Raw genomic sequence first — 12,073 nt, forward strand, 5'->3', positions numbered from 1 at the left:
TTCCACGCTGAATAAGCTTATTCAGCGCGCCACGTTCATCTGCTCATACGTAAAAAGCGGTACGGACCTGAAGTGAATCAGGAACGTACCGCTTTGTTATTTCTCCGGCTGCACGGAGGAGAAGATAGAATCGACGAGCGTTCTCGCGTGTTTCCAGTTCCGGGCCCGATGCACATTGTTAGGAACCGCCATCTGGTTGTAGGGAGTCTCCATTAACACGACAGGGATGTTGAATGTTTCGGCAATATTTACTGCATTGTCGTGTTTATCCTCAAAGAAGATATCGACTTCATGCTTTTCCACCGCGTTCAATTTATCGTGCTGCCCAAGCAGTTCGATATGATCGTAGGGAAGCTCCATGCGGTGAAACCATTCCTCTGTCACTTCATAAAGTGAATGAGGGCGGGCGCTGATATAAAAAAGTTCGGCATGTCTGCTCCAGCTCATCAGTGTTTCTTTCGCACGTTCCGCGATGATGGATGTCCGGTAGAGCATCGGTTCATGCTTTTCCATCCATTCTGCGAACTCCTTCTCATCGACCTCAAGTGCTTTCGTCAGATCGTAATCGACGATATCTTCAAGCGTTAAATTTTTATTAAAGTGTTTATTTAAGTGAGGAATAAACGTCGCCGGGTCGGTAACGGTGCCGTCGATGTCAATTCCAAAGCGGTATCTGTTCATTTACGCTCACCTCATTTCAAAGAGCATTATCTCATAGAAATGTCGATTCGTACAGAGGGGAGGGAGGAATAGAAAAAAGGCAGAAGCTGCTATGCCAGCTTCTGCCTGAAGGCAGTGAACGAAATGTTACGCGTTTTGTTCTGCTTCCGCTTTCTCTTTTTCCTCCCGCTGCTTCTTATAGTGCTCTTCAGCGAGAATATCAATTTCTTTCTTCAATTCATCAACCATGATTTCTTCCGGTACTTTCCGGATCGTTTTCCCTTTACGGAAGAGAAGGCCTTCTCCGCGGGCACCGGCGATGCCGATATCCGCTTCTTTTGCTTCACCCGGGCCATTTACTGCACATCCGAGAACAGAAACTTTGATCGGTGCATGAACGCTCTGGATATACTCTTCCACTTCGTTGGCAATGCTGATCAGGTCAATTTCGATTCGTCCGCATGTCGGGCAGGAAACGAGTGTTGCGGCATTGGCTGCCAGCCCGAAGCTTTTCAGAAGTTCTTTCTGAACTTTGATTTCTTCGACCGGATCTGCACTCAGGGAGATACGCATCGTACTGCCGATTCCTTTCTGCAGAAGAACGCCGAGACCTGCAGAGCTTTTCACCGTTCCGGCAAACAATGTTCCGGATTCGGTAATGCCGAGGTGGAGCGGATAATCAAATGTGCGTGCTGCTTTCTCGTAAGCCTCAATAGCAAGGTGGACGTCGGAAGCTTTCATCGACACGATAATGTCGTGGAAGTCGAGATCCTCAAGAATTTTGATATGGTGCAGGGCACTTTCCACCATGCCGTCTGCAGTCGGATATCCGTATTTATCAAGAATCCGCTTTTCCAGAGAACCGGCATTGACGCCGATGCGGATCGGTATACCTTTCTCTTTCGCTGCGTTGACGACAGCTTCCACTTTTTCTTTCCGGCCGATATTGCCGGGGTTGATCCGGATTTTATCCGCGCCGCCTTCGATCGCTTTAAGCGCCAGACGGTAGTCAAAATGAATATCGACAACAAGCGGAATGTTGATCCGCTTCTTAATTTCTGGAATAGCTTCAGCATCTTCCATGTGCGGGCAGGCCACCCGGACAATCTGACAGCCGGCCTCTTCCAGACGGTTGATTTCCGCCACGGTCGCTTCGACATCATGCGTCTTAGTCATCGTCATGCTCTGCATGATGACTTCGTCGCTGCCGCCGATCGTGAGTGGACCGACCTTGACCGGACGGGTATTTTTACGGTGAGTGATTTCGTTCATGTAACATCATCGCCCCTTTATAGGATTCAAACGATAGGTCGCAGTTTGTCAAGGCTAATTGTAACAACCCGCACCTGATGTTACAAGCACAAGCATGCTATCCTTTTGTAAAAACAATGTGAAGGTATGCTTTCTTTCGGGCGGATGAAACCTTGGACAGAGAAAAAGCGTCTATATTTCAGAAAGAGAAAAGCCTATAATGGAGAGGGCTTTTCGAATGACATTTACAGGGAGAGATTACAATGTGGAAAAAAGGATTACTTACCATAACAGCAGTATCGCTTCTGGCAGGTGTTCTGCCGCAGGCAGCCGGCGCAGATGCTGCGCCCGGCGATGAAATCGTTACGCTCGGTGAAGACCTGACTCCGGCTCAGAGAGAAGATTTACTGGAGGAAATGGATATTACGGAAGCGGAAGCAGCGGAAGTAGTTACCGTGACAAATGAAGAAGAACATCAATACCTTGGTGACTATATTGATGCCGGAGTAATCGGCACCCGGGCACTTTCCTCCTCCAAAATCACGATGATGGAGGAAGGGACAGGAATGGATGTAGAGACGAACAGGATTACCTGGGTCTCTGAGGGAATGTATGCAAACGCGCTGATCACCGCAGGCGTGGAAGATGCTTCGGTGTATGTTACAGCGCCGTTCGATGTCTCGGGAACCGGTGCTTTGACAGGTCTCATTAAAGCATACGAAGCGTCAACGGACGAGGAGATTCCTGAGGAGCAGAAGCAGACAGCGAATGAGGAGCTTGTCCGCACGGCGGAGCTTGGAGAAAAGTACGGTGTGGAAGAAGCGACCGAATTGATGGCACGGATTAAAGAAGGCATTGCAGAAGAAGATATCCAGACCGAGGAGGATCTTCGTGCACTGATCCAGCGTCTGGCTGAAGAAATGGGGATTGAGCTTACGGAGCAGGAGCTGGACAGCCTTACAGCGCTGTTTGAGCGGATCCGGGGGCTTAATATCGACTGGGATCAGGTCCGCGGTCAGATCGACAGCGTCCGGGATAATATTAGTGGTTTCATGGAAAGCGATGAAGGTCAGAGCATCATTCAATCCATCGTCGATTTCTTCCAGGCGGTTCTGGACTGGATCACCAGTCTGTTCGGCGGAACGGATACGGAATCTGAGAATACAGCCCGGGCAGACAGCAGAGATGCGGGCGGTCTGAAGTCGTAAAAAAATGAAACCTTTTCACGCAGTGGTTCGTACGTGCTATTACAATAACACTTCTGGTAAACTGGTATTATCAAGCCGGAAGAAAAGGGATGTGTTGCACAATGGAACTGCTTGATACTGCGGTATTTGGTTTTCTTGTCGTATTTCTGGCTACACTTTTTATCTTTGGCGAAGTTATGGTGCGCGTGCGCGGACTATTTGGTGTTGTAGGAATTGTGCTGATGACACTGTACTTCTCGTATCATCTTGACGGCACGGACGGGATGTGGATCGTTATCCTGTATGCAGCCGGACTGGCACTGATTATTTTTGATGGAAAAGTAACAACGGACGGCACGATCGCAGGAGTCGGTATTCTTCTGATGATTTTCGGTCTCGCCATTCCGGCGCCATCCTTTACGTACGGTTTTATGGCAGCGATGGCATTCGTGTTTGCCGCCCCCGCCTCGTATTTATTTACGAAAGTCTTTCCTTCCCGCACGATGTGGAAGAAAATGATGCTCTCGGACAGGCTGACAAGTGAAGACGGGTATAATTCAATCAATGAAACGTATAAGGAACTCGTAGGTAAAGAGGCTGTAACGAAAACACCGTTCCGGCCGACAGGAACGATCGACGTGGACGGCAGACTCTACAGTGCCACAACCGATAACCAGTGGCTGGAGCCGGAAACCCGTGTCATCGTTGATGCAGCGGACGGTACGCGTATCCTCGTCCGGCCGGTGCAGGAAAATAAAGCATCTGAATAATAAAACAGGCCGCCTCCGGCATCTCCGGAAGCGGCCTGTTTATGTTTCTGCCTACTGCGGCATCTGTGGTTCCTTCGGTTTCGGTACATGCCGGAGTACAAGGTTCATCATGACAGCGGCAATGACCCAGTAGATCACGAACTGGAATGGAATGAGTATGCCGAGCGCTTCGAGCAGCGCAAACAAAAGTGTCGGCAGCGTAACCGTGTAAGCGGCAAGAACCCAGCAGTGACGGTACTTTAGCTGCGGGGCCTGGGAGGACTTCATCGCAAGGGCAATCAAAGAAAGCGTGAAAATACCGATGAATTTCAGCCCTGTATTGAACAGATACACAACGACGATAACGAGTCCGATGATAAGGAAGGACAGGTCACTCAGTGTCGAGTAGAATCCGGTCAGGTCGCTTTTGCTGAAATCAATGCCGAAATCCTGATAGGCAATCACATCTGCGTTGGCGCCTGCAACGAAAACAAGTTCCCGTTCGAGAAGCGCGACCAGGTTTCCGTATTCCTCGAGATCCTCCACCTGAAGTTCTCCCGTAGAATCAAAAATGACGGTCATATCATCGTCATCATCGATAACAGGAGCATCTTCGTCTGACTGAAGTGTGCCGTTTTCAATGCTGAAGTCAGGAAGGTCATCAAGGTACTGGTCTCCTGCCTGAAACAGTCCGCTCATAAACATCGAGATCGAGATAATCATCGGGATGGAAGCTATGAGCATTAATAGAAATACATAGCCGATGGTGCGTCCGATTTTAGCCATCCGGAATTTGGCGATGGTTTCCGGTGAATAAATACTTTTAATCAGCTGCTGGAAAATAGACATGTCAGAACGCTTCCTTTCAAAAATAGTAGAACCCTTATTCATTTTATCGGAGCCGGCTGCTCCATACAACTCACAGCAGAAGAATTGATGCAGTTAATTTTGCAGCTGGATTTTCCCTGATGTTCTTGAATAGCTGAATACCCAGTGAAAAGAGGCTCATGAGCCTTTTTGAACGTAATGCGCTGAGAAAAAGAAACCGCTTATATAGAATCTTAATAATTTCTTTACAAAGTATTAATTTATAATTTACAAACCTTGTGTAGGATGAAACACGGCTTGAAAGAAAATCTGCGTATTCAGGGGGATTTATTTATGACGCTCCAGGAGCTGCTGTTCCTCTTCTTCGGGGGACTCGGAATCTTTTTATTCGGTATAAAATATTTAGGGGACGGCCTGCAGAAGGTGGCCGGAGACAAACTCCGGGATCTGCTGGATAAATTCACCAGCAATCCGATAATGGGTGTTTTCACCGGTATTGTTGTCACTGTACTGCTCCAGACGAGCACCGGCTCGACTGTTCTGGCTATCGGGCTCGTGAATGCCGGATTCATGACTCTCCGCCAGTCGATCGGAGTTATTATGGGAGCCAATATCGGGACAACCGTGACGGCTTTTATCATCGGTCTTGACTTTGGGGCTTACTCACTGCCGATTATGGCATTTGGTACATTACTAATTTTCTTCTTCAAAAATAAAAAAATAAACAATTTCGGTCAGGTATTTTTCGGCTTCGGTGCCCTGTTTTACGGGCTGGAGCTGATGGGTGAAGGTCTTTATCCGCTGCGTGAAGTGGAAGCCTTTACTGAGCTGACGATTTCTATGAGTAACAATCCGCTCCTCGGTGTATTAATCGGTACAATCTTTACCGTCAGTGTACAGAGTTCATCAGCTGCCATCGGCATGCTGCAGCAGCTCTTCCAGGACGGCGCCATGACGCTGGACGCTGCACTGCCTGTTCTGTTCGGTGACAACATCGGAACGACGATTACAGCAGTCATTGCGGCACTGGGTGCTTCTGTAGCAGCAAAGCGCGCTGCGATGACGCACGTTATTTTCAATGTCGTCGGTACGGTCCTTGTACTCATCCTGCTCGTGCCGTTTACGAATTTCGTAGCCTACCTTTCTTCTCTGCTGGATTTAAATCCACGGATGACAATCGCATACGCACACGGTATATTTAACATTTCCAATGTGCTTATCCAGCTGCCGTTCGTTGCTGCACTTGCCTGGATCGTCACGAAGCTGATCCCCGGCAAGGAAACGATCATCGAATACAAAGCGCAGCATCTGGATCCGAGTATTATCCAGCAGTCCGCATCGATTGCGCTTTCCCAGGCGAAACGGGAGACGCTCCGCATGGGTGAGCTGTCTTTCCAGGGTCTGAATGAAGCATCGTCTTTTGTAAAAACGAATCAAAAGCGGCATGCAGAGCTGACGTATCAGTTTGAAGATGCGATCAACAACCTGGATAAAAAAATTACCGAGTATTTAACGCAGATTTCTGCAAATTCCCTGACAGCAGGAGATTCACGGATGCACTCCATGCTGATGGATACCGTCCGCGATATTGAGCGCGTCGGTGACCACATGGAGAATCTCGTGGAACTGAAGGAATACCAGATTACCAATAAAGTGAAGCTCTCCACCTCTGCACTGGAAGACCTGGAGGAGATGTTTACGCTGACACTTAATACGTTTAAAGAAGCACTCGAATCTCTCGAAGATGATGACATTGCAAAAGCCCGTGCGGCCATTCTCAAAGAAGAGCAGATTGATAAAATGGAGCGCGAACTGCGTAAAAAGCATATCATGCGTCTGAACGACGGTCTTTGTGACGGATCTGCCGGTATCGTGTTTGTCGATATGATCAGTAACCTTGAACGGATCGGGGACCATGCTGTAAATATTGCAGAAGCTGTGGCAGAAGAGGAAGCTTCCTGATAAGGAGGCTGCACGAACACCGGATTTACGTTTTCCGGTGTTCTTTTTTCTCTCATTCTGCAAAATGTAAATTACTTCTTGACGCTTTCTTTTATTGCGTGCTAAGATATTATTTGTCTGTTATAAGGCGGTGTAGCTCAGCTGGCTAGAGCGTACGGTTCATACCCGTGAGGTCGGGGGTTCGATCCCCTCCGCCGCTACCATTACATAGTTCAGGACCCTTAGCTCAGTTGGTTAGAGCTGACGGCTCATAACCGTCCGGTCGCAGGTTCGAGTCCTGCAGGGTCCACCATTATGGAGGAGTACCCAAGTCCGGCTGAAGGGGTCGGTCTCGAAAACCGATAGGGGCTTCACGGCCCGCGGGGGTTCGAATCCCCCCTCCTCCGCCAGAATTACATACTGCATATCCCGCTTCCACAAAGGAGGCGGGATTTTTGTGCGTCATGTTCGCATGCAGAAGAAAACTTTACTATGATGGAAAAGAGAGGGGATGATGGACGTGGAGCTGAAAATGACGCCTGATGCCGAAGCGTATGTAACAGAGCGCTGGAAAGAAACGAATGATGTCCTGTTTATCTACTATTCTACAGAAGAAACGGACTGCATTTCCTGTGGCTCCCACGAATTGTACCAAATAAAGCAGGAGAATGTTCCGGAAGATGCTGTTTTCCTGCAGAGCCCCTTTGATGATATACGTGTCTGCATTTCCGGCGGGGTGGAATGGCTTTATGAAGATACCCTTCAGCTTACGTACAGAGAAGTTTCCGGAACACTTTCGCTGCAGACGAAAAATGAAATTCTCAGTCCGCGGATGCGGCTTCAGGGATAATTCGGAGGTTTAATGTTTGAACGGGTGTGGAATATTTGGTAATGTAGATTCCGCAGGAGTCATTGACACTTTTGTGAACGTACAATATAAGGAGGAGATTAGGAAATGGCTTTTACACTACCAGAACTACCTTATGCACACAACGCACTGGAGCCTCATATCGATGAGGACACAATGAAGATCCACCACGGCAAACACCATAACACGTATGTAACAAAGCTTAACGATGCACTGGAAGGTCACAGCGATCTGCAGAACAAAGACATCGAAGAGCTGCTTTCCGATCTGAACGCTCTTCCGGAAAACGTACGCGGACCGGTCCGTAACAACGGCGGCGGTCACTATAACCACACAATGTTCTGGCAGCTTATGTCGCCGGACGGCGGTGGAGCTCCATCCGGAGACCTGGCTTCAGCTATCGATCAGGAATTTGGAAGCTTTGACAAATTTAAAGAAGAATTTAAAAATGCAGCGCTGACACGCTTCGGTTCCGGCTGGGCATGGCTCGTCGTAAACAACGGCAAGCTGGAAATTACCAGCACACCGAACCAGGATACGCCGATCAGCGAAGGCAAAACGCCGGTTCTCGGTGTAGATGTCTGGGAGCATGCGTATTACCTCAAGTATCAGAACAAGCGCCCGGACTACGTTGATGCATTTTTCAACGTGATTAACTGGGATGAGGTAGCAAAGCGTTACGAAGCTGCGAAATAAACGATTTTCCTTATGAAACCGGGGGGATTTCCCTCCGGTTTCATGATTTTTTCACACGTCACTTCTTGCCGCTGCAGGCAGCGGTGTAGTATACTATAGTCAACGGATAGATGCCTGCGGTGTTGGTGAACTTCGAGTTTAATTCGAACCGAACACCAATTCACTTGGGAGCCTTAGATTGTGCAGACGACAGCAGGCCCGGTTTCATCCGGGAAGCTGAAAGCTGCACTGCGGGCACCCACCTGCCTTAGGCGGGTTCGTGAAATCTGGAAGATAACCGCACATGCGGGCACTCTATCTAAACAGATCCTGGAGGCACTGCTTCCAGGATCTGTTTATGTAGGGTAAAAGAACGCCGGAACGGGGGAAGATAATGGCTGATAAAACGATACATAAAACGCACGTCACAACGAGGCTGAATATTCTCTTTTTTGTGGTGTTTCTGCTTTTCTCCATCCTCATTTTACGGCTGGGAATCGTACAGATTGTCCAGGGGGAGGAATTCGAAGAACAGCTGGCAGAGGATCAGGATATTTCCGAACCGGTGGAAGCTCCGCGGGGCATGATGTACGACAGGTACGGGAATCTGCTCGTTGGAAATGAACTAATACTGACATTAACGTATACGAACCGGAACCGCTCTCAGGAGGATCTTCTCGAAACCGCCGAGAAGTTAAATGAATTTATCACTATCGATCCGGAAGAAGCGGAAGGAAGATACGAACGGGACTGGCGTGAATACTGGGCGCTGCTGAATCCAGAGGAATTTGAAGAAAAATTGACCGTTGCAGAACAGACGGAAGCGGAAATCAGCGATGCAGATGCACATACGGAACGAATAGAAGCTGTTACGGAAAGTGAGCTCGCATCGTTTACGCAGGAAGAGCGGGAAGTATTTATGATCTGGCGGGAGATTAACCGCGGATACAATGATATTCCTCACAAGGTCGTCCGTGATGTCACGTATGACCAGGCAGCGCAGATTATGGAACGTGTCGATGACCTGCCGGGTGTGGACATTGTCCGTGACTCCGAGCGCCGCTATGTCTACGGAGATGCCTACCGGTCGATCTTCGGCGGCGTCGGCTCGATTGCCCGGGATGACATTGATCAGTTTCTAGCCCGTGGCTATGAAAGAAACGCCGAAGTCGGACAAAGCTACCTCGAAGCACAGTATGAGGATGTCCTCCGCGGGCAGAGCGGGGAAATCCGCAACCGGCTGAATGAAGACGGGGAACCGCTCAGCCAGCCGGAACTTGAACCTGGACAGCGCGGATATGACTTGAAGCTTACCTTTGATATGGAGCTCCATCAGCGCGTGAAAGATATTATTGAGACAGAAGTTCAGTCAAGAGCGGGCAGTTTTATCGATCAGCAGGATGCGTACGTCGTTATAATGGAGCCGGATACCGGAGATATTTTGACGCTTGCGGGGAATAACAGCGATCTCGGCACATTCACGCAGGGCTATGTCGTCGGCTCTTCGATGAAAGGGGCAACCGTACTTGCAGGTTATGACACCGGTGTTCTGCCTCCGGGAGCGGGGATTTATGACCGTCCGATTAACTTCCCGGGGTCGCAGCCGATCAGCTCCGTAAGCACGCTCGGCTACGTGGATGATATTACGGCACTTGAGCGTTCATCGAACGTGTATATGGTTGAAGTCGCCATGCGCCTTGTTGATTATGTTCCGGGCGTGTCCGGCACGAATTGGGGCAACTATAAGCGCGGATTTGATATTCTGCGGTCCTACTACCAGCAGTTCGGTCTCGGCGTTGAAACCGGCATCGACCTGCCGAACGAATTCACCGGAATTAACGGCGGACGGCCGGATTATCCGGGAAGCATGCTGTTTTTATCGTTCGGTCAGTTTGATACGTATACTCCGCTGCAGCTGGCGCAGTATGTAGCGACGATAGCAAATGACGGGCAGCGGATTGCTCCTCGTGTCGTTTCAGAGATTCTGTATCCGGATACGGATATGGAGGAACTAGGATCGGTGGAGCAGCAGTTTAAGCCGGAGATTTTAAATGTTATCGATGTCGATCAGACATACTTCGACCGTATCCAGCAGGGATTTTACCGTGTGGTCAACGGGGACCGGGGAACGGCGAGATCGTATTTTGATGACGTAGAGGCGACTATGGCAGGTAAGACAGGGACAGCCCAGGTTACAGTTAACGGCGTGGACGGGAACAACCAGACGTTTGTCGGCTATGCGCCGTATGAAGATCCGGAAGTCGTTATTTCCGTCATTGTTCCCGGTGTAACGACAGCAGACGGCTCGACCGGTTTCGCCAATACGATTGCTGAGCGGTCCATGGAAGCTTATTTTGATTTGAAAGAATCCCGGAACGGTCCGCAGCCTGCTCCTGAAGAAGAGCAGATTGAGGAAGAGACAGAAGAATAACCGGAAAAAAGCGCAGAAGGACATGTTTGTCTTTCTGTGCTTTCCTTATGCCAGCGGCTCACAGGCATAGTCTCTATTTTGGCGTGCAGTTTTCAAACGAAAACACCGGCATTTCTCGAAGAGAAATACCGGTGCCTGTACTGCTTATTTTGTTTCACGGTGGAGTGTGTGACGGCCCAGACGAGGGCTGTATTTTTTCAGCTCCATGCGGTCTGGATTTGTGCGTTTATTCTTTGTCGTGATGTAATTGCGATCACCAGTCTCCGTGCATGCAAGAGTTACTTGTACGCGCATTGTTTACCCCTCCAAACTCTGTTTTACTCATACCTTAAAATAATAGCAGACAAACGAAAGTTACGCAAGCCTGTAAAGGGAAAATGCTTGCAGAAATTAATAAAGAGAAAATGGTACAAGCACAGATAATGATGGAAGTGAGATATATTTCTGCACCCCCGCAGAAAAAGACGTTTTCTGCGCACCGGCCTTCTGGTAGGATAAAAGAAGAATAATTGAGGTGTGGTGGTTTTTATGGAAACCTGGATGGATTTTGCGGTGCCGGTTCTTTTAGCAGTAGGAGTACTGCTTTTGACTCTGTCAATCATCCGCCGGGACAGTACGGCGGAATTGAAACAAGAGCTCGAGCATCAGTCGCTTCAGCATATGAAAGAGCTGTATCAGCTGCAGCAGCGGGTGCGCAGACTCGAAGCTTCACTCACTGAGCCGGAACCTCTGACAAGAGATGAAGTGCTCGAACTTCAGGAGGAAGGATATACATTAAGCGCTGTTTCTGAAATGACGGGCATTTCCAAGAAAGAAATCGAACAGCTGCTTGAATAACATATAGAAAAGGAGGGGCAGCAAGTGACGAATGATTTTTTCCGTGGAGCCGGAGTGATATGCCTTCTTGGCGGGGGAATATTATTTTTCCTGCCGCCGGAAGACGCTCCGTCTGAACAGGCAGCGCAGAAAACTGAAGCGGAGTCAGAAGATAATTCTCTGGAAGAGGCAGAAGCGAAAATCACGGAACTGGAAGAACGGCTGGAAGAAGAAAGGCAGAGGGAAGAAGAAAGACCTTCAGAAGACGAAGAGGTTGACGATCCTGCTGTATCAGCTGTACTCCAGATTGAATCCGGCATGAATTCTTCCGATGTCACCGCGCAGCTGGACCGGCTCGGCATGATCGAAAATCAATCTTCGTTTCAGGAGACCCTCCGGGACATGGAGCGCGAAAGCAGTCTGCAGCCGGGGAGTTATGACATCGACAGCGGCATGACAAATGAAGAGATCATCGAAGTGATTTCCTCCAATTAAATAGAACGAAACGAGGTGTCCTTCAGAGAAGACACCTCGTTTTGGTTGTGTGCCTGGCATGTCTGACAGCTAGGTGGTGAAAGTCCACTACGGGCTTGGTAATGGGAACCGTTAGCGAATGGCAAGGGTGTCCGGGGTGACCCGGAATCTGAAGGAAGCCGGACGCAAACAC

Annotated in this window: 12 protein-coding genes, 3 tRNA genes and 1 other RNA gene; 12 read left to right on the forward strand and 4 right to left on the reverse strand. The window is 49.1% G+C overall.

What is annotated here, in order from left to right; all coding sequences use genetic code 11:
- Positions 1-96: 96 nt before the first annotated feature.
- Entirely contained in the window at positions 97-681 is a 585-nt protein-coding gene (locus tag C6I21_RS11825) for a 5' nucleotidase, NT5C type (protein WP_105959691.1), read from the reverse strand.
- A gap of 126 nt (positions 682-807) precedes the next feature.
- Complete coding sequence (ispG, locus tag C6I21_RS11830) at positions 808-1,932, reverse strand: flavodoxin-dependent (E)-4-hydroxy-3-methylbut-2-enyl-diphosphate synthase (protein ID WP_105959692.1); 1,125 nt, start codon at positions 1,930-1,932, stop codon at positions 808-810.
- A gap of 242 nt (positions 1,933-2,174) precedes the next feature.
- Between ispG and C6I21_RS11835 the strand changes: the two genes are divergently transcribed.
- On the forward strand, positions 2,175-3,119 hold the full coding sequence (locus C6I21_RS11835; RefSeq protein WP_105959693.1) for a DUF1002 domain-containing protein: 945 nt from the start codon (positions 2,175-2,177) through the stop codon (positions 3,117-3,119).
- A 101-nt stretch (positions 3,120-3,220) separates the two neighbouring features.
- Positions 3,221-3,868 (forward strand): NfeD family protein, encoded by a 648-nt coding sequence (locus tag C6I21_RS11840; RefSeq protein ID WP_105959694.1) that lies wholly within the window; start codon positions 3,221-3,223, stop codon positions 3,866-3,868.
- 51 nt (positions 3,869-3,919) lie between these two features.
- Here C6I21_RS11840 and C6I21_RS11845 read toward each other — a convergent pair whose 3' ends face one another.
- Positions 3,920-4,696: a DUF1189 domain-containing protein gene (locus C6I21_RS11845; protein ID WP_181186228.1), complete on the reverse strand. Its 777-nt coding sequence runs from the start codon at positions 4,694-4,696 to the stop codon at positions 3,920-3,922.
- A gap of 312 nt (positions 4,697-5,008) precedes the next feature.
- On the opposite strand from C6I21_RS11845, the gene C6I21_RS11850 reads away from it, so the two are divergent.
- The 8 genes from C6I21_RS11850 (at position 5,009) to C6I21_RS11885 (ending at position 10,590) form a co-directional block, all read left to right on the forward strand.
- Positions 5,009-6,637 carry a Na/Pi cotransporter family protein gene (locus C6I21_RS11850; protein WP_105959708.1) on the forward strand — a complete coding sequence of 543 codons (1,629 nt, stop codon included), beginning with the start codon at positions 5,009-5,011 and terminating at the stop codon, positions 6,635-6,637.
- Between the two features lie 126 nt (positions 6,638-6,763).
- Positions 6,764-6,840: transfer RNA gene (locus C6I21_RS11855), tRNA-Met, on the forward strand.
- A 12-nt stretch (positions 6,841-6,852) separates the two neighbouring features.
- Positions 6,853-6,929: transfer RNA gene (locus C6I21_RS11860), tRNA-Ile, on the forward strand.
- Between the two features lie 4 nt (positions 6,930-6,933).
- Positions 6,934-7,026, forward strand: a tRNA-Ser gene (locus C6I21_RS11865).
- A gap of 101 nt (positions 7,027-7,127) precedes the next feature.
- On the forward strand, positions 7,128-7,466 hold the full coding sequence (locus C6I21_RS11870; protein ID WP_105959696.1) for an iron-sulfur cluster biosynthesis family protein: 339 nt from the start codon (positions 7,128-7,130) through the stop codon (positions 7,464-7,466).
- A 105-nt stretch (positions 7,467-7,571) separates the two neighbouring features.
- Complete coding sequence (locus tag C6I21_RS11875; RefSeq protein WP_105959697.1) at positions 7,572-8,180, forward strand: superoxide dismutase; 609 nt, start codon at positions 7,572-7,574, stop codon at positions 8,178-8,180.
- A gap of 108 nt (positions 8,181-8,288) precedes the next feature.
- Positions 8,289-8,476: non-coding RNA, 6S RNA (gene ssrS, locus C6I21_RS11880), on the forward strand.
- Between the two features lie 77 nt (positions 8,477-8,553).
- On the forward strand, positions 8,554-10,590 hold the full coding sequence (locus C6I21_RS11885) for a peptidoglycan D,D-transpeptidase FtsI family protein (protein WP_105959698.1): 2,037 nt from the start codon (positions 8,554-8,556) through the stop codon (positions 10,588-10,590).
- A 144-nt stretch (positions 10,591-10,734) separates the two neighbouring features.
- Here C6I21_RS11885 and rpmG read toward each other — a convergent pair whose 3' ends face one another.
- Positions 10,735-10,884 carry a 50S ribosomal protein L33 gene (gene rpmG, locus C6I21_RS11890; protein ID WP_093047744.1) on the reverse strand — a complete coding sequence of 50 codons (150 nt, stop codon included), beginning with the start codon at positions 10,882-10,884 and terminating at the stop codon, positions 10,735-10,737.
- A gap of 234 nt (positions 10,885-11,118) precedes the next feature.
- Between rpmG and C6I21_RS11895 the strand changes: the two genes are divergently transcribed.
- Both C6I21_RS11895 and C6I21_RS11900 read left to right on the forward strand, forming a co-directional pair.
- Positions 11,119-11,427: a hypothetical protein gene (locus tag C6I21_RS11895; protein WP_105959699.1), complete on the forward strand. Its 309-nt coding sequence runs from the start codon at positions 11,119-11,121 to the stop codon at positions 11,425-11,427.
- Positions 11,428-11,451: 24 nt separating this feature from the next.
- Positions 11,452-11,901, forward strand: coding sequence for an MltG/YceG/YrrL family protein (locus C6I21_RS11900; RefSeq protein ID WP_105959700.1), 450 nt, complete (start codon positions 11,452-11,454; stop codon positions 11,899-11,901).
- Positions 11,902-12,073: the final 172 nt, after the last annotated feature.

Origin of the sequence: Alkalicoccus urumqiensis, from assembly GCF_002993335.1 — a bacterium.
Classification (GTDB): domain Bacteria; phylum Bacillota; class Bacilli; order Bacillales; family Salisediminibacteriaceae; genus Alkalicoccus; species Alkalicoccus urumqiensis.

Coding starts and splice junctions, on each gene's coding strand:
- rpmG (WP_093047744.1), bottom strand. CDS start 10,884: ATGCGCGTACAAGTAACTCTTGCATGCACGGAGACTGGTGATCGCAAT.
- C6I21_RS11870 (WP_105959696.1), top strand. CDS start 7,128: ATGATGGACGTGGAGCTGAAAATGACGCCTGATGCCGAAGCGTATGTA.
- C6I21_RS11835 (WP_105959693.1), top strand. CDS start 2,175: ATGTGGAAAAAAGGATTACTTACCATAACAGCAGTATCGCTTCTGGCA.
- ispG (WP_105959692.1), bottom strand. CDS start 1,932: ATGAACGAAATCACTCACCGTAAAAATACCCGTCCGGTCAAGGTCGGT.
- C6I21_RS11845 (WP_181186228.1), bottom strand. CDS start 4,696: ATGTCTATTTTCCAGCAGCTGATTAAAAGTATTTATTCACCGGAAACC.
- C6I21_RS11825 (WP_105959691.1), bottom strand. CDS start 681: ATGAACAGATACCGCTTTGGAATTGACATCGACGGCACCGTTACCGAC.
- C6I21_RS11885 (WP_105959698.1), top strand. CDS start 8,554: ATGGCTGATAAAACGATACATAAAACGCACGTCACAACGAGGCTGAAT.
- C6I21_RS11875 (WP_105959697.1), top strand. CDS start 7,572: ATGGCTTTTACACTACCAGAACTACCTTATGCACACAACGCACTGGAG.
- C6I21_RS11895 (WP_105959699.1), top strand. CDS start 11,119: ATGGAAACCTGGATGGATTTTGCGGTGCCGGTTCTTTTAGCAGTAGGA.
- C6I21_RS11850 (WP_105959708.1), top strand. CDS start 5,009: ATGACGCTCCAGGAGCTGCTGTTCCTCTTCTTCGGGGGACTCGGAATC.
- C6I21_RS11840 (WP_105959694.1), top strand. CDS start 3,221: ATGGAACTGCTTGATACTGCGGTATTTGGTTTTCTTGTCGTATTTCTG.